Annotated in this window: 18 protein-coding genes; 13 read left to right on the top strand and 5 right to left on the bottom strand. The window is 71.8% G+C overall.

Annotation, left to right across the window (positions count from 1 at the left end; translation table 11 throughout):
* Positions 1 to 33: 33 nt before the first annotated feature.
* The 3 genes from ABGB12_RS00775 to ABGB12_RS00765 are packed head-to-tail and all read left to right on the top strand — an operon-like array spanning position 34 to position 3,342.
* Positions 34 to 666: a TetR family transcriptional regulator gene (locus tag ABGB12_RS00775; RefSeq protein WP_347673630.1), complete on the top strand. Its 633-nt coding sequence runs from the start codon at positions 34 to 36 to the stop codon at positions 664 to 666.
* Positions 667 to 696: 30 nt separating this feature from the next.
* Positions 697 to 1,659, top strand: a complete 963-nt coding sequence (locus tag ABGB12_RS00770; RefSeq protein ID WP_347673628.1) for a quinone oxidoreductase — start codon at positions 697 to 699, stop codon at positions 1,657 to 1,659.
* A 42-nt stretch (positions 1,660 to 1,701) separates the two neighbouring features.
* Positions 1,702 to 3,342, top strand: coding sequence for a serine/threonine-protein kinase (locus ABGB12_RS00765; protein WP_347673626.1), 1,641 nt, complete (start codon positions 1,702 to 1,704; stop codon positions 3,340 to 3,342).
* Positions 3,343 to 3,345: 3 nt separating this feature from the next.
* Here ABGB12_RS00765 and ABGB12_RS00760 read toward each other — a convergent pair whose 3' ends face one another.
* Genes ABGB12_RS00760 through ABGB12_RS00745 form a run of 4 tightly spaced genes read right to left on the bottom strand, consistent with a single transcriptional unit; the run spans position 3,346 to position 6,384 of the window.
* Positions 3,346 to 4,290: an alpha/beta hydrolase gene (locus ABGB12_RS00760; RefSeq protein WP_347673624.1), complete on the bottom strand. Its 945-nt coding sequence runs from the start codon at positions 4,288 to 4,290 to the stop codon at positions 3,346 to 3,348.
* Between the two features lie 27 nt (positions 4,291 to 4,317).
* Entirely contained in the window at positions 4,318 to 5,322 is a 1,005-nt protein-coding gene (locus ABGB12_RS00755; RefSeq protein ID WP_347673623.1) for an LLM class F420-dependent oxidoreductase, read from the bottom strand.
* 50 nt (positions 5,323 to 5,372) lie between these two features.
* Entirely contained in the window at positions 5,373 to 5,549 is a 177-nt protein-coding gene (locus tag ABGB12_RS00750) for a DUF397 domain-containing protein (protein ID WP_347673621.1), read from the bottom strand.
* Positions 5,542 to 6,384 (bottom strand): helix-turn-helix transcriptional regulator, encoded by an 843-nt coding sequence (locus ABGB12_RS00745; RefSeq protein WP_347673619.1) that lies wholly within the window; start codon positions 6,382 to 6,384, stop codon positions 5,542 to 5,544. The genes ABGB12_RS00750 and ABGB12_RS00745 overlap by 8 nt, the downstream gene beginning before the upstream one ends.
* 149 nt (positions 6,385 to 6,533) lie before the next feature.
* On the opposite strand from ABGB12_RS00745, the gene ABGB12_RS00740 reads away from it, so the two are divergent.
* On the top strand, positions 6,534 to 6,956 hold the full coding sequence (locus tag ABGB12_RS00740; protein WP_347673617.1) for an ATP-binding protein: 423 nt from the start codon (positions 6,534 to 6,536) through the stop codon (positions 6,954 to 6,956).
* Here ABGB12_RS00740 and ABGB12_RS00735 read toward each other — a convergent pair.
* Positions 6,953 to 7,792 carry an oxygenase MpaB family protein gene (locus tag ABGB12_RS00735; protein ID WP_347673615.1) on the bottom strand — a complete coding sequence of 280 codons (840 nt, stop codon included), beginning with the start codon at positions 7,790 to 7,792 and terminating at the stop codon, positions 6,953 to 6,955. The two genes, ABGB12_RS00740 and ABGB12_RS00735, sit on opposite strands and share 4 nt — an antisense overlap.
* A 179-nt stretch (positions 7,793 to 7,971) precedes the next feature.
* Here ABGB12_RS00735 and ABGB12_RS00730 point away from each other — a divergent pair, with 179 nt between their 5' ends.
* From ABGB12_RS00730 to ettA, 9 genes are all read left to right on the top strand, one after another.
* Positions 7,972 to 8,907: a methyltransferase domain-containing protein gene (locus ABGB12_RS00730; protein WP_347673613.1), complete on the top strand. Its 936-nt coding sequence runs from the start codon at positions 7,972 to 7,974 to the stop codon at positions 8,905 to 8,907.
* Positions 8,908 to 9,051: 144 nt separating this feature from the next.
* Positions 9,052 to 9,639 (top strand): precorrin-8X methylmutase, encoded by a 588-nt coding sequence (locus ABGB12_RS00725; RefSeq protein ID WP_347673611.1) that lies wholly within the window; start codon positions 9,052 to 9,054, stop codon positions 9,637 to 9,639.
* Positions 9,636 to 10,679 (top strand): Rv2231c family pyridoxal phosphate-dependent protein CobC, encoded by a 1,044-nt coding sequence (cobC, locus tag ABGB12_RS00720; protein ID WP_347674999.1) that lies wholly within the window; start codon positions 9,636 to 9,638, stop codon positions 10,677 to 10,679. The genes ABGB12_RS00725 and cobC overlap by 4 nt, the downstream gene beginning before the upstream one ends.
* Positions 10,680 to 10,769: 90 nt before the next feature.
* The gene (gene cobA / locus ABGB12_RS00715; RefSeq protein ID WP_347673609.1) at positions 10,770 to 12,002 is read left to right on the top strand and encodes a uroporphyrinogen-III C-methyltransferase; all 1,233 of its coding nucleotides are present in this window, start codon (positions 10,770 to 10,772) and stop codon (positions 12,000 to 12,002) included.
* Positions 11,999 to 13,759 carry an AAA family ATPase gene (locus tag ABGB12_RS00710; protein ID WP_347673608.1) on the top strand — a complete coding sequence of 587 codons (1,761 nt, stop codon included), beginning with the start codon at positions 11,999 to 12,001 and terminating at the stop codon, positions 13,757 to 13,759. Before cobA ends, ABGB12_RS00710 begins: the two co-directional genes overlap by 4 nt.
* The gene (locus ABGB12_RS00705; RefSeq protein WP_347673606.1) at positions 13,756 to 16,602 is read left to right on the top strand and encodes a hypothetical protein; all 2,847 of its coding nucleotides are present in this window, start codon (positions 13,756 to 13,758) and stop codon (positions 16,600 to 16,602) included. The genes ABGB12_RS00710 and ABGB12_RS00705 overlap by 4 nt, the downstream gene beginning before the upstream one ends.
* 151 nt (positions 16,603 to 16,753) lie before the next feature.
* The gene (locus ABGB12_RS00700) at positions 16,754 to 17,308 is read left to right on the top strand and encodes a single-stranded DNA-binding protein (protein WP_347673604.1); all 555 of its coding nucleotides are present in this window, start codon (positions 16,754 to 16,756) and stop codon (positions 17,306 to 17,308) included.
* Between the two features lie 213 nt (positions 17,309 to 17,521).
* A complete protein-coding gene (locus tag ABGB12_RS00695) occupies positions 17,522 to 18,808 on the top strand; it encodes a diguanylate cyclase (protein WP_347673602.1) in 1,287 nt (428 codons plus the stop codon).
* 74 nt (positions 18,809 to 18,882) lie between these two features.
* Positions 18,883 to 20,544 carry an energy-dependent translational throttle protein EttA gene (ettA, locus tag ABGB12_RS00690; protein WP_347673601.1) on the top strand — a complete coding sequence of 554 codons (1,662 nt, stop codon included), beginning with the start codon at positions 18,883 to 18,885 and terminating at the stop codon, positions 20,542 to 20,544.
* The last annotated feature ends 101 nt before the right edge of the window (positions 20,545 to 20,645 follow it).

Below are 20,645 nucleotides of genomic sequence, written 5' to 3'. Positions count from 1 at the left end.
GTCCAGAGGGCGTCCGGCGAGAGGGGGACGATCATGATGGTGGGCGGGCTGCGCGAGCTCAAGAAGCAGCGGACCAGGCTGGCGCTCATCGACGCCGCCCTCGAACTGTTCCTGGACCGCGGCTACGAGCACACGACCATCGACGAGATCGCCGCGGCCGCGGACGTCTCGCAGCGCACGTTCTTCCGGTACTTCGCGACCAAGGAGGACGTGGTCACCGACCTCATCCTGCAGTACGACGCCCGTCTGCTCGAGCGGGTACGGGCGCGGCCCGAGGACGAACCGGTGCCCGCGGTGCTGCGGGCCGCGCTGCGCGGACTGCTGGAACGGCTGGAGGAGGGCGATTCCGTCCAGCTCCAGCGTATGTGGCGGCTGCGGCGGGTTCTGGAGACCCACTCCTGCCTGGTCGCCGCCTACCTGACCCGCTACTCCGAGACCTCCGGGCTGCTCGCCGCCGAGCTGGCGCGCCGCATGGGCGTCGACTTCGGGCGGGATCTGCGGCCCCGCCTGCTCGCCTCGATCTACCTGGGCGCGGTCCGGGTGGGGTTCGAGGACTGCGCCTGCCGCATGGTCTTCGAGCCCGGCGAAGTGGTGAGGCGTGTCGAGGAGTCGGTGACGCTCGCACTGGACGCGCTTCGGGAAGATTGGATGTGCTCCTCGGGTTGAGAGGGGAAGATCCAAGAGCCTGGAGGACTGATGCGCGCGATCGTCGCCGAGAAGCACGGGGGACCGGAGGTCCTGGTCCCCGCCGACCTGCCCGATCCGGTTCCCGGCCCCGGGCAGCTGCTGGTCCGGGTGGCTGCGGCGGGCGTCAACTACATCGACACCTACCACCGCACCGGCCGCTATGAGACCCACCCGCCGTTCACCCCGGGCGTCGAGGTCGCCGGGGAGGTCGAGGCGGTGGGCGAGGGCGTCACCGCCTTCGCGCCCGGCGACGTGGTGGCCACGGCCGACGCGATCGGCGGCTACGCGGAGAAGGCGCTGGTGGACCAGGCCAGGGCCGTGCCGGTGCCCGCGGACGTGGAGCCGGAACGGGCCGCCTCGGTCCTGCTGCAGGGCTTGACCGCCCACTACCTCACCCACTCCACCTACGCGGTGCAGCCGGGGGACACCGTCCTGGTGCACGCCGCGGCCGGCGGCATGGGGCTGCTGCTCACCCAGCTGGTCAAGCTGCTGGGGGGACGGGTGATCGGCACCGTCTCCACCCCGCTGAAGGAGCGCGTCGCCCGCGAGGCGGGAGCCGAGGAGGTCATCGGCTACGAGGACTTCCCCCGCCGGGTCAAGGACCTCACGGGGGGCCGCGGCGTGCCGGTGGTCTACGACGGGGTCGGCGCCGCCACCTTCGAGGGCAGCCTCGCCTCCCTGCAGCCGCGGGGCCTGCTCGCCCTGTACGGCGCGGCCAGCGGCCCGGTGCCGCCGTTCGACCCGATCCGGCTGGCCGGGGCGGGCTCGCTCTTCCTCACCCGGCCGACTCTGGCCCACTACGTGTCCACCTCGGAGGAGCTGCGGACCCGCGCCGAGGACGTCTTCGGCTGGCTGGCGGCGGGACGGCTGGACGTCCGGGTGGGCGAGCGGTACCCGTTGGCCGAGGCCAGGCGGGCGCACGAGGATCTGGAGGCCCGCCGCACCACCGGCAAGTTGCTGTTGATCCCCTGATCTACGCCAGAATGGGCGAACTCGTCCCCCCGAGGAGCCCCGATGGAACAGAACATCGGCCCTTACCGGCTGGTGAACAGGCTTGGCCGCGGTGGCATGGGCACCGTCTACCTGGCCCAGGACGCCGAGGGCCGCCAGGTCGCGATCAAGGTGATCAACGCGGAGCTCGCCGACGAGCCGGTCTTCCGCGACCGGTTCCGCCGCGAGGTGCTCGCCGCCCAGCGGGTCAGCCGGTTCTGCACGGCCAGCGTCTTGGACGCGGACCTCGAGAGCGACCCGCTGTACGTCGTCACCGAGTACGTGCAGGGCCCCACCTTGGATGAGCACATCCGGGGGTCGGGGCCCATGCACGGCTCCAGCCTGGAGCATCTGGCGGTGGGGGTGGCCACCGCGCTGACCGCCATCCACGGCGCGGGGATCGTGCACCGCGACCTCAAACCGGCCAACGTGCTGCTGTCGCCGGTCGGCCCCCGGGTGATCGACTTCGGTATCGCCAGGGCTCTGGACACGGTGGCGGCCGCCACCCGCACCGGCACGTTCGTCGGCACCCCCGCCTACATGGCGCCGGAGGTCATCCGCGGCCAGGGAGCCACTCCCGCCGCCGACATCTGGGCGTGGGGCTGCGTGGTGGCGTTCGCCGGGACCGGCAACGCCCCGTTCTCCGCGCCCAACGTCCCGGCCATCCTCTATCAGGTCACCCAGGGCACTCCGAATCTGGAGGGGCTGGACGAGGGGGTGCGCAAGCTCGTCGAGGCGGCGCTGTCCCCCGACCCGAAGGCGCGGCCGACCGCCCAGCAACTGCTGGACCAGCTGACCGGGCAGACCAGGGCGGACGCGGCGCAGGTCGCGCGGACCATCCAGTCCGAGTCGTTCGGCCTCGGCCAGGGACTCCAGCAGACGGTCGGCCTTCACTCGGGTCCTTCCTCCACGCGGTCCGAGCACGAAAGCGGGCTGCGTCGCCGGATCCCCGGCAACCGGAGGCATCTGCTGGTCGGCGCGGGAGTGGCCGTGGTGGCGCTGCTCATTGGGAGCACACTGGTCTACGCGACCCGCGAAGAGGGCCCGCCGAAGGCCAGCAGCGTCTTCGACGACACCTTCGACGACACCCGGACGGGCTGGTCCAGCGGCACCTTCATCCCGAACCTGTCCACCCGCGGCTATCTGAACAGCCGCTATCGGATGCTCACCACCAGCGGTTCTCTGCACAACGAGTCCGGTTCGCCGCACAAGGACGGAGAGAAGAAGCACCGGATCCCCTCCCGGGCCCTGGTCTCGGTGACCGTCAGGATGGCCGGGACGGGCAGCGCGTCGGCGGGCCTGTCCTGTTTCGGGGCCGACCCCTACGGAGAGGACGACGGCTACCGCTTCCTGGTCCGCTCCGACGGCCAGGGCATCGTCCTCAAACGGGTGACCGAGGACCGCGGCACGGCGCAGATCGGCACCAGGCCGGAGGCCGCGGGCTTCTCCGCGGGCAAGGACAACCGGGTGCAGATCGCCTGCGAGAAGCAGGGCACGGCGGTCCGGCTGCGGATGTGGATCAACGGGACGCTCGCCCTGGAGGAGGTCGACGAGGACGGGCCGCTGACCGAGGGCACCGCCGCGCTGCTGATCGAGCAGACCTCCTGGGACGGCAAGGGCCTGACCGCCGACTTCGACGACTTCCAGATCGCCGAGATCCGTTAGACCTCAGTTCTTCGCCGGCAGGTAGGCGCCGATCCAGCGGGCCAGTTCGGTGAACACCCGCTCCCGGACGGGCTGGGCGGACAGCACGAGGTCGTGCAGCCCGCCCTCGATCCGCACCAGCGTGAGGTGCCGTCCGAGTCCGGGCGACCACTTGGCGATGTGCTCGACGTCCAGGACGATGTCGGAGCCGGTGATGCCGTCGCCGCCGGGCTTGGCCGGGACCGTCCGGGCCGAGCACATGACCAGGACCGGCACGTCGATCGCCAGCCCGGCGTGGAGCCGCTTCTGCCCGCGCCGGATCGCCGCCAGCCACCCGGCCCGGACCGGGAAGCCCTCCAGCGGTTTGAGGGTCAGGTCGAAGTCCCACTCGCCCTGGTGCTCTCGGTGGATCGTCGTCACGTAGACGGGGGAGAGCCCGGCGGGCAGCTTCGTCTGCGGCCGGGGCCCGCGCAGGGCCCTGGCCAGGCCCACCCCGGCGAGCCGGTTCGGCGCGGACTCGTTGAGGTCGAAGAACGGGCTGTTGAGGAACAATCCCTGCACGAGCCCGCCGCCCTTGACCCGGTCGGCCCACAGCGCGGCGATCAGCCCGCCGGTGGAATGCCCGTTGACCAGCAGGACGTCGTGGTCCTCCCGGATGATCCGGACCGCCTCGTCGATCTCGGTGAAGTAGTCGCTGAGGCTGTCGATCATGTTGGGCGTCTGGTACGGGCGCAGGGAGCGCCCGTACTTGCGCAGGTCCAGGGCGTAGAAGTCGAAGCCCTGCTCCAGGTAGAAGTCCGCCAGGTGGGTCTGGAAGAAGTAGTCGACGAAGCCGTGCACGTACAGCACGGCCCGTCGCGTCGGCTCGGGGCGCCGTCGGCTCACCAGGGTGGCGACGACCTCGCCCTCGGAGTCGCGGCCCAGGGGGAGCTCTACGGCCTCGTAACCGGGCCCCAGCACGTCTTCCATGGCGTCATTCCATCACGTGGCGTGCGATCACGCATCGACCAGTTCGCGGATGGCCCTGAGGGTGGGCTCGTCCTTGACGCCGGCGAGCAGCAGCGTGGTGACGGGGCTGTTCTTCCACAGCTCGAGCCGCTCCTTGATCCGCTCCAGCGGGCCGAGCAGGGAGATGGAGTCGGCGAGTTCGTCGGGGACCGCCTTGATCGCCTCGTCGCGGCGGCCTTCCAGGAAGAGCTTCTGGACGTGCGCGGCCTCCTCGGCGTAGCCCAGCCTGCCGATGAGGTCGAGGTGGAAGTTCTTCTCCTTGGCCCCCATGCCGCCGATGTAGAACGCCAGCGGGACCTTCGCCCAGGCGAGCGCCTGCTCCAGCGGGGCCACGACGGTGGTGACGGTCGCGGTGATCTCGAAGCCGGGCCTGCGGCCGGCCAGCGAGCCGCCGAAGAGGGAGTCGATCTGCTGCGGGTCGACGAACAATGGCAGCCACCCGTCGGCGATCTCGGTGGCGAGCGCGATGTTCTTGGGGCCCTCGGCGCCCAGGTAGACCGGGATGTCCGGACGCAGGGGATGGGTGATGGAGCGCAGGGGCTTGCCGAGGCCGGCGCCGCCCGGGTAGGGCAGCGGGTAGTGCGGCCCGTCGCTGGTGACGGGCCGCTCCCTGGCCCACACCTTGCGCAGGATGTCGATGTACTCGCGGGTGCGGGCCAGCGGCTTGGGGAACGGCACGCCGTACCAGCCCTCGACGACCTGGGGGCCGGACGCGCCGAGCCCCAGGATCAGCCGGCCGCCCGACAGCGCGTCCAGGGTGAGGGCGTGCATCGCGGTGGCGGCGGGGGTGCGGGCCGACATCTGCACGACGGCCGTGCCCAGTTTGATGCGCGAGGTGCGCGCGCCGTACCAGGCCAGGGTGGTGAAGGCGTCGGACCCGTAGGCCTCGGCGGTGAACACCGAGTCGTATCCCTGCCGTTCGGCGGCGAGCACCGTCTCGGTGGCGTCCTCCGGGTCGCGCTGCCAGTAGCCGATGTTGATGCCGAGTTTCACGGGTCCCAACCTCCAGGTCTGTGTCCCCTGGAGATTAGAACACGTTCTAGTCAGCTCGAAAGACCTCGGAGGAAGTCGGTGAAACCCGCCCCGCTCAGGATGAGCGGGGCGAGCCCGGGGTTCTTGGAGTCGCGGATCGCCAGCCCGCCTCCGGGCAGTGCGGCGACCTCGACGCACTGGTCGCCGGAGCCGCTGCGGGAGGACTTGCGCCAGATGAGCTCAGCCACGGACCTGCTCCTTCGCCGCCTCGGCGATCAGCCGGACGGATTCCTCAGGGGAGAGCGCTTCATCGATGATGCGCTCGAATCGGTTCCTATGTTGAGTTATTGCCTCCGCGCTCTCGATGTACACGTCACCCATCGTGCCTTCGACATAGGCGATATCGGGGTCCGCCGGGTCGGGGAACGAAAGGATCGTGAACCGCCCGTCGAGGCCCGCGTGGGCGCCCCGGGCCAGCGGCATGACCTGGAGGGTGATGTTCTCCCGCTCCGCGGCGTCGACCAGCGACACCAGCTGGTCGCGCATCACCGCGTCGCCTCCGATCGGCCGGCGCACCGCCCCCTCGTCGAGGATGGCGTGCAGGTGCGGGGCGTCGGACCGCTCCAGGAGCGCCTGGCGCTGCTTGCGGGCGAGGATGCGCCGGTCGACGTCCGCCTGGCTCGGCAGGAACCGGCCCGCGGTGATCACGGCGCGGGCGTAGTCCTCGGTCTGCAGCAGCCCGTGGACGAGCTGGGCGTCCCAGGTGCGGATCTCCGATGACTCGTCCTCCAGGCCCACGTAGGAACCGCTGAAGACGTCGACGTAGGCGGTCCACCAGCCCATCTGGCGGGCCTCCCGGGAGAGTGTGAGCAGCGCGTCGCGCTCGGGGCTGGTCACCCCGTAGAGGTCGAGGATCTCGGCCACGTCGCGCGGGCGGGTCTGCCCGGTCTCCAGCCGGGACACGGTGGCGCGCGACCAGCCGAGCCGGTCGGCGACGTCTTGCAGGGTCAGGCCTTGGCGTTCGCGCAGGCGACGCAGCTCGCGCGCCAGCCGACGGCCTCGTACGGTCGGACGGTAAGTCATAGGAGGAGTTTGCTGCCGAGTCATGCGTCAGTACAGAAGAAACCAAGAATCTTCGGCAAGTCAGTTGCACAGGTGAGATTCCCACGACACGCTTTGCGGTGACGGTTCGGGGACCGGCTGTAATTGCTTTCGCTGGCGAAAGGGCGGCTGTGGAGCTCGCGATAGACCTCGGGAGAACCTGGACCTGGTCTCTGCCCACGGACGCCACGTGTCCACGGATCGCCCGCACCCTGGTCCGCGAGGCGCTGACGATGCTGGAGGTGCCGCGCGAGACGATCGCCGACGCGGCGCTCATGGTCAGTGAACTGGCGACCAACGCCTACCAGCACGCGGCCGCCCATCCGCCGCACGAACTGTGGATCTACTGCTTCGACGACTATGAGTTCTCCTGTGCCGTCTTCGACGGACTGCCCACCCGCGATCTTCCATTGGCCCTGGAACGCGCCGATTTCGGCCGTGGTCTGAGCATCGTCGCCGAGCTCAGCGGGGACCGGTGGGGGACCGATGCCGCGCACGCTCGACTCGACCCCCGCGTGCGCGGCAAAGCGGTCTGGTTCACCTGCGACCGTTAGGCGGCCCGGGCGCCCCCGTGCCGGGCCGCGAACAGCCTCAGCGGCCGCTCCCGGTTGACCAGCGTGTCGACCGGGCGGCCCCGCAACCCGCCGGGCACGACCAGCGCGGTGGCGCGGCCGGCGGCGAGCGCCGCGCGGAACAGCCGGTCGCGGCGCGGGCTCCAGGGGATGCCGAGCCCCTCGCGCAGCCGCCGGGGCAGCATCGCGCCCGCGGCCAGCAGGTTGACCCGGCTGTAGGCGGCGCCCAGCGCCCGGGGAATCCGCGGCGGGTCGCTGCCGAGCGCGACGACCCGGCGTGCGGTCTCGGTGACCTCCAGCTCCTCGTCCAGCATCCGCGCGAAGTACCGGCGGAAGGCCGCGTGGTCCTCCGGGCAGGCGCCCTCGGGTACGCCGCAGGCGTGGGCGACCAGCTTCTGCTCCCGGTAGAAGGTCTCGCGGTCGCGTGCGGAGAGGTTGCCGAAAGTGAGCTCGTAGACGGTGAGCTGGCCGTGGACGAGCGTCGCCCACACCCACAGCAGCAGCTCGGGGTCGAGGGCGCGGTAGGGCACGCCGTCGGCGGAGACGCCCTGGACCCGCCGGTGGATGCGGCGCAGCAGCTCCGACTGCCGGGCCGAGACCTCGGGTCGGCCGTAGGAGAGCTTGAGCTGGATGTCCAGGGTGCGCCACAGCCGGGCGAACGGATCGGAGGCGAAGTCGGAGTACTGGGAGACCCCGGCCGCGACCAGGGGATGGCAGACCTGCAGCAGCAGGGTGGGCGCGGCGGCCAGGGCCAGAACGGGCTCGTGGCCCACGGTCCAGGAGACGTCGCCGGGCCGGAACGGCAGGGCTTCACGCATGCCGCTCACCTCACAGGGATGGTAAGTGAGTGCTTATGTCCATGGTAGGCCGCGTCCGCCCTCAGGTGAAGGGCGCGGAACGGCCGGGGCGGGCGGTCCGGGTCCGGCCGGGACCGATGTCGCCGAAGAACGGCTCGAGGCGGGGAAGTGCGCCTAACGTCGGAGGAGTGGTGACGGTCATGGATGAGGGTCTGGAAGAGGACGTGCTCGCGCTGGCCGCGCGGGCTTTCGCCGCGGCGGGCATGGACGGCGGGGGCGCGATGGTCGTCTCGGCGCGCGAAGGAGGGCTCCGGCGAGCGGTCAACGTCTGCCGCGCCCATCCGAAGGTGGCCGTCCTGACGGGCCCCGGGGCGGGTCCGGCCGAGCTGGGACGGGAGCTGCACCCGCAGACGCCGCGCTCGTTCGTCGTCTGCGAGGGGCTGGGCGGCCCGGACGAGGAGGTGACGCACGCGCGCCCCGCGGAGGCGACGACCCGGCCGTGGCGGGACCCCCAGGTGGTGATCGTCCACGATCCGAGGTGGCGGGGCGAGACGTCCGGCTGGATCGCCGCGGGACGTCCGGGACCGGCGGGCTGGGCGCTGCCGGAGGAGCGCTTCGAGGGGAGCGGCGGACGGGTCCTTCCCGCCGAGGCGAGGGCGCTGGTGCTGGCCAGGCTCGGGCCCCGGCTCGGCGACCTCGTCTGGGACGTCGGGGCGGGCGCCGGCGCGGTCGGCGTCGAGTGCGCGCGGCTGGGCGCCGCGGTGATCGCGGTCGACCGGGACGAGGACGCCTGCGAGGTCGTCCGCCGCAACGTCCGGGCGCACGGGGTCAAGCTGGCGGTCGCGCGGGGGGAGGCCCCGGAGGTCCTGGCGTATCTGCCCGATCCCGACGCGGTCTTCGTCGGCGGGGGAGGCCCGCGGGTGATCGCGGAGTGCGCCCGCCGGGCTCCGAGGGTGATCGTGTCGGTCCTGGACGGGCAGGAGCCGGCCGGTCGGACACGGGAGGCGCTCGAGGACGGCGGGTTCTCCGCCGAGGTCGTCCGGCTCGCCGCCTTCCGCGAGGCCTCCTCTTCCGGCGGCGGGCTCCGGGCGGAGGAACCGGGGCCCGTCTTCGTCGTCTCGGGAGCGATACGCTGACCGGAACGTGCGCCTGCGGGGGAGTTGTCCGGTGGGCTGTGTTCGGGAGCGGGCGGTCACGGGCGCGGGTGGCCGGTCCTCGACGTCGGAGAGAAGATCCGCAGGGCCGCCGTGACGGCGGGCCCGGGTGGAGGAGGAAAAGGGATGAGCGTGCGGCAGCCGCACCCGATCGAGGTCGCTTCGTATGAGATCCTGCGCTCCCGGGTGGACCTGTCGCCGATGCCGCCGTTGTGGCGCGCCGTGGCGGAGCGGATCATCCACGCCAGCGCCGACCTGGAGTACGCGGTCGACCTGGTGACCGACGAGCGCCACCTGCGCCAGGGGCTGGAGGCCCTGCGGGCGGGCGCGCCGATCGTCGCCGACGTGCCCCCGGTGGCGGGCGGGATCACCGAGCGGCCCGTCGTCTGCCCGATCGACGACCCCTCCGCCGTCCGCATGGCCAAGGCCGCCGGGATCACCCGCTCGGCCGCCGCGGTCCGGCTCGCCTACTCCGAGGTGGGGCCCGGCGCGGTCTGGGTGGTCGGCAGCGCCGCCAGCGCGCTGGAGGAGATCATCCTGCGGGGCGTGCGGCCCAGCCTGGTGATCGGGCTGCCGGTGGGCTTCGTCGGAGCGGGCGAGGCCAAGGCCAAGCTGCGCGGCAGCGGGCTGCCGCAGGTGAGCAACGTGAGCGAGAAGGGCGGCGCGACGGTCGCCGCCGCGGCGGTCAACGCGCTGCTGTACTACCAGGGCTGACCGTGGACCTCGCACGGCACGATCTCTCCCACCACGGGGACGCCGAGGTGGGGGAAGGGCTCGTCGACTTCGCGGTGAACGTCCGGGCCGGCACCCCGCCGCGGTGGCTGGCCGACCTGGTCCGCGCGTCGGTCGCCGACCTGGCGGCCTACCCCGACCAGCGGCGGGCCCGGGAGGCCGTGGCCCGCAGGCACGGGCGCCCGGCCGGGGAGGTGCTGCTCACCTCGGGCGCGGCGGAGGCGTTCGTGCTGCTGGCGAGGGTGTTGCGTCCGAGCCGCGCGGTGGTCGTCCACCCGCAGTTCACCGAGCCCGAGGCGGCGCTGCGGGCGGCGGGGCACGAGGTGGAGAGGGTGGTCCTGGAGGGGGACTTCCGGTTCACCGCCGACGCGGTGCCCGAGGACGCCGACCTCGTCATGCTCGGCAACCCGACGAACCCGACGTCCGTGCTGCACCCGGCGGACGAGGTGCGTGCGCTGCTGCGCGAGGGCAGGACGGTCGTCGTCGACGAGGCGTTCATGGACTGCGTGCCGGGCGAGCCCGAGAGCCTGGCGCACGACGCGCGCCTGGTCGTGCTGCGCAGTCTGACCAAGACCTGGGGGCTGGCCGGCCTGAGGGCCGGGTACGTGCTCGGCCCGGCCCCCCTCATCGCCGAGCTGGAGCGCGCCCAGCCGCTGTGGGCGGTCTCCACTCCGGCGCTGGTGGCGATCGAGGCCTGCTCGTCGGACCGGGCGCTCGCCGAGGCCGACGCCTGGGCCCGGGAGCTGGAGGCCGAGCGTGCCCGGCTGGAAGGGGAGCTGCGCGGGCTGGGCCTGCACGTGGTCCCCGGGGCCAGGGCGTCCTTCCTGCTGGCGCGGGCCCGGGCCGGGGTCAGGGACGCGCTGCGGGAGCGGGGGATCGCGGTCCGGCGCGGCGACACCTTCCCGGGATTGGGACCCGAGTGGATCAGGGTCGCGGTGCGGGACCGGGCGTCCACCGCGCTCCTCACCGCGGCGATTCGCGAGTTGTCGGTTTCTTCCGACATCGTCACGATCCGCGGCTGAAAGCCTTCGATGGTAAGGCTCGCTTTCCAGGACGAGTACCTTTGTCACAGCAGTTGTCGAGTCCGTTGACGCAGATGGGATAGCTCGCCGGTGCCGCCGTATCTTCTGGGCCTCCGCCTCACCGGGCGCCGGGTCGTCGTCGTGGGTGGCGGCCGGGTCGCCCAGCGCCGCGTTCCCACCCTCCTGGCCGCGGGCGCGGCCGTGGAACTGATCAGTCCCGAGGTGACTCCCTCGCTGGAGGACCTGCTCGACCAGGTCGTCTGGCGCCGCAGGCCCTACCGGCACGGAGACCTCGAAGGGGCCTGGCTGGTCCAGGCCTGCGCCGACGACCCGGCCGTCAACGCCGCCGTCGCCGCGGAGGCCGAGGAGGCCAGGATCTGGTGCGTCCGAGCCGACGACGCGCATGCCGCGGCGGCCTGGACCCCGGCCACCGGGCAGGTCGGCGAGACCACCGTGGGCGTGCTGAGCGGCGGCGACCCGCGCCGGTCCGCCGGCATCCGCGACGCCGTCGTCGAGGGGCTGCGCGAGGGCACCTTCGAGGCCCGGCACTCCCGGCGCAAGCCCGTCGGAGTGGCGCTGGTCGGCGGAGGGCCCGGCGACCCCGGCCTGATCACCGTCCGGGGCAGGCAGCTGCTGGCCCAGGCCGACGTGGTGGTCACCGACCGGCTCGGCCCCCGCAACCTGCTCGACGAGCTCTCCCCGGACGTCGAGGTGATCGACGCGGCCAAGATCCCCTACGGCCGGTCGCTGCACCAGGACCGCATCAACGAACTGCTGGTCGAACACGCCAAGCGCGGCAGGTTCGTGGTCCGGCTCAAGGGCGGCGACAACTTCGTCTTCGGCCGGGGAGGCGAGGAGGCGCTGTACTGCGCGTCCCACGGCATCCCGGTGACGGTCGTCCCGGGGATCACCAGCTCCATCGCCGCGCCCGCCGCGGCGGGCATCCCCGTCACCCACCGGGGAGTGGCGCAGGAGTTCCACGTGGTCTCCGCGCACGTCCCTCCCGGACACCCCGACTCCACCGTCGACTGGGAGGCCCTCGCCCGCAACCGGGGAACTCTGGTACTGATGATGGCCGTCGAGCGAATGCGTCTGATAGCCGATGCCCTCATGCGCTATGGTCGGGCGACCGACACTCCCGTCGCGGTCGTCCAGGACGGAACCCTCCCGGGGCAGCGAACGATCGTCGCGTCGCTCGGCACGGTGGCGAACGAGATGACGGCGCACGGAGTGCGGCCACCGGCGATCGTGGTCGTCGGCGATGTCGTGCGCGTGGCAGAAGAGATCGGCAACTTGACTGCGGATATAGGGCGGGATCCGTGACATCCCCGGCGGACCAGAGCGCGGTGCGCGACGAGACCATGTCCGCGCCGACCGAGGGCTCGGCACCACTGGGCCGGGTCCTCGTCGAGCTGCGCGACCAGATCGACGCGCTGCGCTTCACCCTCGACGTACCCGGCGCGGACGACGCCGCTCTGGCGGCCAAGGAGATCCGCGACCAGCTGGACGACTACGTGCTGCCCAGGGTCAGGCAGGCCGCCACCCCCCTGCTGGCGGTGTTCGGCGGATCCACCGGCGCCGGCAAGTCCACCCTGGTCAACTCGCTCGTCGGCTCCCGGGTCTCCGGAACCGGCGTGCTGCGTCCCACCACGTCCAGCCCCATCCTCGTGTGCAACCCCGAGGACTTCACCTGGTTCATGGGCGAGGGCGACAGGCCCCCGGGCGTGCTGCCGACCATGGGCCGGGTCGAGGGCCCCGCGCCCGACGCCGTCGTCGGCGACCAGCTCGTGGTCATCCGCACCGAGGCCGTCCCCAAGGGGCTCGCGCTGCTCGACAGCCCCGACTTCGACTCGCTCTTCGACGACCACTACGAGTTCGCGACCAAGCTCATGGCCGCCGCCGACCTGTGGATCTGCGTCACCACCGCCGCCCGGTACGCCGACGCCCAGGTGTGGCGGATGCTGGAGCGGGCCCGCGAACAGGGCGCCAGCATCGGCGTCGTGCTCTCCCGGGTGCAGCCGGGGCCCGGCCAGGAGATCGTCGAGCACTTCACCGAGATGCTCGGCGAACGTGACTTCGGCGACGCGCCGCGGTTCGAGATCCCCGAGACCACCATCGTGGACTCCCGGCTGCCCGAGGAGACGATCTCCGGCATCCGGGAGTGGCTGCTGGAACTCGCCGAGAACGCCGAGGTCCGCGACGAGGTGATCGTCGAGACGCTCGGCGGGGTGCTCGACAGTTTCCGCACCCGCATCCCGCAGCTGGCCAAGCAGGTCGAGGAGCAGGTCGACCGCCGCGACCGGCTGGCCCGCGAGGCGGAGTCCGCCTACTCCACCGCGCTGGCCGAACTGGACGAGGCCACCCGCAACGGCTCGCTGCTGCAGGGCGAGGTGCTCGCCCGCTGGCAGGACTTCGCCGGGACGGGCGACCTGCTGCGGGCCCTGCACCTGCGGCGCGGCCGGGGCGGGACGCCCAAGGGCTCCTCGCGGCGGCGCCGGTCCGCGCCCCGCGTCCACGCCCTCAAGACCGCGCTGCGCTCGGCCCTGGAGGCGCTCGTCCTCGCCGCCGCCGAGCAGGGCGCGGAACAGGCGGTCCAGCGCTGGCAGTCCGACCCCGCGGGCCGGTATGTGCTCGGCGACCTCGCCGAGCAGCTCGGCCATGTCTCGCCCGAGCTGTCCCGGCGCATCACCCGCGCCGTCAGCGGCTGGCAGGACCACGTCCTGGAACTGGTCCGCACCGAAGGCGTGATCAAGCGGTCCATCGCCCGGGTCGTCTCCTTCGACGACGAGGCGCTGTCGGTCGTCCTGATGGTCGGCATCCTGGGCTACGGCACCAGCGACGTCGTCGTCGAGGGCGGCACCAGCGCCGTCCCCCAGCGCCTGCTCAAGTCCCTCTTCGGCGCCGAGTCGCTGCGTGGCATGAGCTCCAAGGCCAAGGCCGACCTGCGCAAGCGCGTCACCATGCTCCTGGACGAGGAGGGCCTGCGCTTCAGCCAGGCCATCGACCAGGTCGACATTCCCGACGAGAGCCTCGCCGTAGCCCTCTACCAGGCCACGTACAATCTCGAGGTCGCCCGATGACCCACCGGAACGAGGCCGGGACCCCTCCCCACGGAGAAGACCCCCTCGGCCTGGACCCGCACGCTCCCTCCCGGACGGACGGCGCCACCGACACCCCGTCCGCCCCGTCACCCACCGAGGACGACGCCCTGACCGGAGAGTCCGAAACCCCGCCGCCCGTCCCCGAGGACGACCCCCTCACCTCCCCCGCCTTCCGCGTCCGCCGCTCCTCGGACGCCTCCGAGGAGGACACGCTGACCAGCGGGGGTTTCCGTCCTCCGTCCTCCAGCCGTTCCGCCGAGGAGGACGACCCGCTGACCAGCGGTGAGTTCGGGGATTCCGCTTCTGACGACGACCCGCTGACCAGTGGGGAGTTCCGCCGCTCGATCTTCGCCTCCGCCGAGGACGATCCCCTCACCTCCCCGGCCTTTCCGGTGCGGAGGCCCCAGGACGATCCGTTCCTGAAGGGCGGTCTTCGCGGGCGGCCTTCCCGCTGGGGGCTCCGGGGCGATCCGCTGACCAGCGGCGAGTTCGGGCGTCCCACTGTTAATGGGACAAATGGGAATGAATCGCCCGCTGGTGATGCTCTCCGACGGGTGGCCTTCCATCAGATCTCCCAGGATGATCCGCTCGGCGCTCCCGATCTCGAGGACCGGGACCCCTCCCCGGACGGACAGGACACGGACGAAGAGTCCAGCCTTTCCCCTGTTGCGGGGATGGACAAGGATGATCCGCTGACCAGCGGCGAGTTCGGGCGTCCAGGAACATCCGGGGTGTTCGACGGGGATCCGCTGACCAGCGCGGAGTTCGGATGGCGGATGGCCGCGGCGGCGTCCGAGGAGGAGCCGCCGGAAGTGAGGCGGTACCGGCGGCCTGTGGTCCCCGAGGACGACCCGCTGACCTCGGCTGAGTACCGGGTGCCCCGGTCCGCGGAGCTGGAGGCCCTGCGGGCCGAGGCGGAGGCCGCGGCTGCCGGGAAGGCCGAGCCCCCCGTCGAGGAGACGGACGGGGAGGCCGAAAGCGCCGAGGCCGTCGAGGACATCGAGAGCGCCGAGGCCGTCGAGGCCGTTGAGGACGCCGAGGGTGTCGAAACGGCGGACGCCGCGGAGTCCGGTGCGGACGAGGAGGACCCCGGAGCCGGGGGACCGGCCGAGGACGAACTCCCGGCCGAGGACGGCTTGGAGATCGCCGAGGTACCCGAGGCCCCCGTGGAGGAGCCCGAGGAGCCGGAGGAGTCCGAGGCCAGGCCCGGGGACGTGGCGTTCGGCAAGCGGCTTGAGGCCCTGGAGCTGCTGATCGAGCTGGGCGAGGGACGCCTGGACGAGGAGCTGATCTCCGAGGCGTCGACGCTGCTGGAACGGGCCGGGGAGCGGATGCGGCTGTCCGGCGATCACACCGTCGTCACCCTGGCGGGAGGCACCGGGAGCGGCAAGTCGTCGCTGTTCAACGCGGTCTGCGGGCTGGAGCTGTCGCCCAGCGGGATGCGGCGGCCGATGACGTCCTCCGCCCACGTCTGCGTGTGGGGTCATGACGGCGCCGGGCCGCTGCTGGACTGGCTGGACATCGACAAGCGGTTCAGATACGCACGGGCCGGGACACCAGGGCCGAAGGGCTCGGGGGAGGAGAACCCTCTCGAAGGGCTCGTTCTGATCGACCTGCCCGACCACGACTCCATCCAGGCGGTGCACCGGGCCGAGGTGGACCGGTTCGTCGCCGTCGCCGACCTGCTGGTGTGGGTCGTCGACCCGCAGAAGTACGCCGACGCGGCCCTGCACCGCGACTACATCGTCCCGTTCGCCCAGCACGCCGCGGTCACCCTGATCGTCCTCAACCAGATCGACAGGCTCCAGCCCGAGGAGGTCGACGACTGCGTGAGCGACCTGCGGCGGCTGCTGGAGTCCGAGGGCCTGGCCGCGCCGCACATCGTCACCACCTCCGCGGTCACCGAAGGCGGAGTGGACGGCCTGCGCGAGGTCCTCGCCCAGGCCGTCGTCGCCCAGAGCGCCCGCGCCGACCGGCTCGGAGCCGACCTGGACAAGGTCGTCGAGCGGTTCGCGGTGCTGGCCGAGGGCGGCCCCGTCCCGGTCGAGATCGACGATGAGCGGGCCGAGGGCCTGGTGGACGCGTTGACCGTCGCGGCCGGCGTGCCCGCCGTGGCCGAGTCGATGGAGAGCGCCTACGAGCTGCGCGCCGCCGACTACGTCGGTTGGCCGTTCGCCCGCTGGACGGCCAGGCTGCGGCGTGACCCGCTGCGCACGATCAGGCTGACCGAGCTGCGCGAGGAGCTGCGCGGCGCCTTCACCGGCCCGATGGGCGCCCAGCAGGGCGAGGTCGACAACGCCCTGCACGGGATCACCGACGGGGTGACGGCGGACGTCCCCGAACCGTGGCGGCGCTCCCTGCGCGCGGCGGGCCGGGTGAACGCCTCGGAGCTCCCCGAGGCGCTGGGGGAGGCGCTGCGGGAGGTCGTCCCGTCCTTCAACCAGGTGCCCCGCTGGTGGTGGCTGGTGCGGATCTGGCAGCTGCTGCTGGTCCTCTTCGCCTTCCTGGGCACGATCTGGGTGGTGCTGCTGGTGGTCTACGGCGTCTTCGGCCTCGCCGACTCGCCCGGCCTGCTGGCCGACACCGGGATCCTGCCCTGGGTGGTCCTCCTGGTGAGCTGCCTGTTCGGCATGGGCGCCCTCACCGCCGCCGCCTGCCGCAACGTGGTCGCCCTCTCCGCGGCCAGACACGGCGAGAAGATCGTGAGCACGATGCGGGAACGCCTGGCCCGGGTCGCCGACGAGAAGGTCCTCACTCCGGTGGCCGCGGAGCTCAGTGTCCTGGCCGACTTCCGCACCGCCGTCTCCGACGCCCGCCGCTGACCGGCTTCCGGCCCGCCCCGCCCGGGGCGGGCTTTTCTTTCCCCGGGGTTTTCCCCAGAATCCGGTTCGGGCGTCTGCGGGGACGGGAGAGCCGGGAACCTGGGTGGCGGACGGGGTTCGACGGGAACCCCCCGGCTCCCGGGAGGGGCACATGGACGAGGCGCTGACGACGCTGGTCGGCTGGGTGGCGGCCCGGCCGCTCTACACCATCACGAGGAACGGGGTGCCCTTCCTGTCTTTACGAGCCGGGATGACCCCGCGCCGCTTCAACCGCGAGACCGGCCTGTGGGAGGACGGCGAGCCGACGTTCTTCGCGGTGAGCTGCTGGCGCTCCCTGGCGGAGAACGCCAACGCCTCGGATCTCGTGCCCGGCACCCCGATCGTCGCCCACGGGAGGCTCCGGGTCCGCGAGTACGAGCAGGGCGGTGAACGCCGCTTCACCGTGGAACTGGAGGCGTTGGCCCTGGGCCCCGATCTCACCCGGGGCAAGGCGGTCTTCCAGCGGGTCGCCAAAGGCGGCGTCCTCACGGTCGAGGACCGGGCCGAAGCCGCCTCCCTCTCCGACCGCGCCGCGGGCCTGAGCGCCACCCCGGCACTCCGCCCCGGCACGGACCCCCCGGAAACGGTCCCCCGGGAATCCGAAGACCCGAACCGGGAGGACCGGGAGGACCGGGAGGACCGGGAGGACCGGGAGGAAGCCGCCTGACGGGCTTCGCCGGCCCTCGGGGCCGGCGGAGCCCCCTCCGAGCCCCGGAGCGGCGGCTCCGTCCCTCTGGAGCGGATTCGAGTGGGCCGATTGTCGCGTACTGTGCCGGGGCGCATGCGATGGGCTCAAGAAAGGTACCGCTTTACGCCCCGGACCGCACAGGTTGCAACTATCGTGTTACCTAACGTGATAGGCGGCCGGAGTGGGGGAAGCATGACGGCAGTGCACCAGTCAGCCGCCGATGAGCATCGCCACGAAGGCGGCGAGTCAGGACGAGGCCCCGCCCGTTCCTCGCTGCTGGCACAGCCACTGCCCCTGGTGGTCTACGTGCTGGCCGTGGTGATCGCCTATCTGGCGTTGACGGCCTGGCAGCTGGCCGTCACCGGGTACCGGTTGCAGGACGCCTCCACCTTCCTGGCGCTCGCCCTGTGCGGGGCGGTCTGCATCGAGACCTCGCGCCGCCTGGGCATGCCCGCCGGCGTGGCGCGCGACCTGCTGTCGGCCTGGTGGCTGCCGGTGGCGCTGCTGCTGCCACCGGTCTACGCCCTGCTGATCCCGCTGCCGCTGCAGGCGCTGTCGCACTACCGGGTGCGCCGGACCATGGCCTACCGGCGGGTCCTGGTGACCGCGGCGACGGGCCTGTCGGGGCTGGCCGCCTCGCTCGTCTTCCACCGCGCGGTGCCCGAACCGCTGGCGGACGGCTCCCTGTGGGTGGTCCAGGAACGGGGGGCGCTGCTGGTGGCGCTGGGCTGCGCGGTGCTCTTCGTGGTGCTCAACACCCTGCTGGTGGGCACCGCGGTCTGCGCCGTGCGCGAGGGCCGCTGGCGGGACGCGTTGTGGAACAGGGAGACGCTGCTGCTCGACGTGGTCGAGCTGTGCCTGGGCCTGCTGATCATGATCAACTGCGTGATCTCGCCCGCGCTGCTGCTGCTGGTACTGCCCCCGGTGGTCCTGCTCCAGCGCAGCCTCATGCACCAGCAGCTCCAGGCGGCGGCCCGCACCGACGCCAAGACCGGCCTGCTCAACGCCGGGGCCTGGCAGCGCGAGGCCGACCTCGAGCTCTCCCGCGCCGAACGCTCCCGTGAGGCGCTGGCCATCCTCCTGATCGACATCGACTACTTCAAACGGGTCAACGACACCCACGGCCACCTGGTCGGCGACCAGGTCCTGGTCAGCGTCGCGGGCACCCTGTGCCTCCAGCTCCGGGACTACGACCTCGTCGGCCGCTTCGGCGGCGAGGAGTTCGCCGTCCTGCTGCCCGGCGCCGACACCGTCGAGGCCTGCCGTGTCGCCGAACGCCTCCGCGCCCGCGTCCGCCGGCTGGCCGTCCCCGCCGAGGACACCACCGTCTCGGTCACGATCTCCATCGGTGTCGCCCTCTACCGCACCCACGGCCAGGACCTCATCGAGCTCCTGGCCTCCGCCGACCTGGCCCTCTACCGCGCCAAGCAGACCGGCCGCGACCGGGTCTGCCTCCCCGCCGTCCGCAAATCCGGCTGACGCGGGTCGGCGGAGTGAGGAAGGTGTGGCTCCGGACGGCGTGGGCAAGAGGTCTGAGCCAATAGGCTAGGAGCATGGCCGAGTACATCTACACGATGCAGCGTGTGCGCAAGGCGCACGGCGACAAGGTGATCCTGGACGACGTCACGCTGAGTTTCCTGCCCGGGGCCAAGATCGGCGTGGTGGGTCCCAACGGCACCGGCAAGTCGACGCTCATGAAGATGATGGCCGGCCTGGAGCAGCCGTCCAACGGGGAGGCCCGGCTCATGCCGGGGTTCACCGTCGGAATGCTCCAGCAGGAGCCGCCGCTGAACGAGGAGAAGACGGTCCTGGAGAACGTCCAGGAGGGCGTCGCCGAGACCATGGGCATGCTCAAGCGGTTCAACGAGATCGCCGAGCAGATGGCCACCGACTACAGCGATGACCTGCTGGAGGAGATGGGCAAGCTGCAGGAGCAGCTCGACCACCGCAACGCCTGGGACCTGGACTCCCAGCTGGAGCAGGCGATGGACGCGCTGCGCTGCCCCGCGCCCGACCTGCCCGTCACCCAGCTGTCCGGTGGCGAGCGCCGCCGCGTCGCGCTGTGCAAGCTGCTGCTGGAGGCCCCCGACCTCCTGCTGCTGGACGAGCCCACCAACCACCTGGACGCCGAGTCGGTGAGCTGGCTGGAGTCCTTCCTGGAGAAGTACCCCGGGACGGTCCTGGCGGTCACCCACGACCGGTACTTCCTGGACAACGTCGCGGGCTGGATCCTGGAGATGGACCGCGGCCGCTGCTTCCCCTACGAGGGCAACTACTCGACCTACCTGCAGAAGAAGGCCGAGCGCCTCAAGGTCGAGGGCAACAAGGACGCCAAGCGCAAGAAGCGCCTGGAGGACGAGCTGGAGTGGGTCCGCTCCAACGCCAAGGCCCGCCAGACCAAGAGCAAGGCCCGGCTGCAGCGGTACGAGGAGATGGCCTCCGAGGCCGCCAAGACCCGCAAGCTGGACTTCGAGGAGATCCAGATCCCGCCGGGCCCGCGCCTGGGCGGCACGGTGATCGTCGCCGAGAACCTCACCAAGGGCTTCGGCGACCGCCTGCTGATGGACAACCTCTCCTTCAACCTCCCGCCGAACGGCATCGTCGGTGTCATCGGCCCGAACGGCGTCGGCAAGACGACCCTGTTCCGGATGATCATCGGTGAGCAGCAGCCCGACGAGGGCAAGCTGCGCATCGGCGAGACCGTGCAGATCTCCTACGTCGACCAGGGCCGCGGCGGCATCGACCCGCAGGCCAACGTGTGGCAGGTCGTCTCCGACGGCCTCGACCACATCAAGGTCGGCCAGGTCGAGATGCCGTCCCGCGCCTATGTCGCGGCGTTCGGTTTCAAGGGGCCCGACCAGCAGAAGAAGGCGGGCGTGCTCTCCGGCGGCGAGCGCAACCGCCTGAACCTGGCGCTCACCCTCAAGCAGGGCGGCAACGTGCTGCTGCTGGACGAGCCGACCAACGACCTGGACGTCGAGACGTTGTCGTCGCTGGAGAACGCTCTGCTGGAGTTCCCCGGCTGCGCCGTGATCACCTCGCACGACCGCTGGTTCCTGGACCGTATCGCCACCCACATCCTGGCGTGGGAGGGCGAGTCGAACTGGTTCTGGTTCGAGGGCAACTTCGCCGACTACGAGAAGAACAAGATCCAGCGTCTGGGCGCGGACGCCGCCCGCCCGCACCGGGTGACGTACCGCAAGCTCACCCGCTGATCTTTTAAGGTCCTCACGGCCATGCCCGCGGCGGTGCCGCGGGCATGGCCCTTTTTCCGGGTAGGGGCGGATGCGGCTGTACCATCAAGGCGCCCGGACAT

Source organism: Actinocorallia sp. B10E7 (genome assembly GCF_039871655.1).
GTDB lineage: Bacteria > Actinomycetota > Actinomycetes > Streptosporangiales > Streptosporangiaceae > Actinocorallia.
The sequence above is the reverse complement of the archived record's forward strand: the minus strand, read 5'-3'. Positions and strand labels throughout refer to the sequence as shown.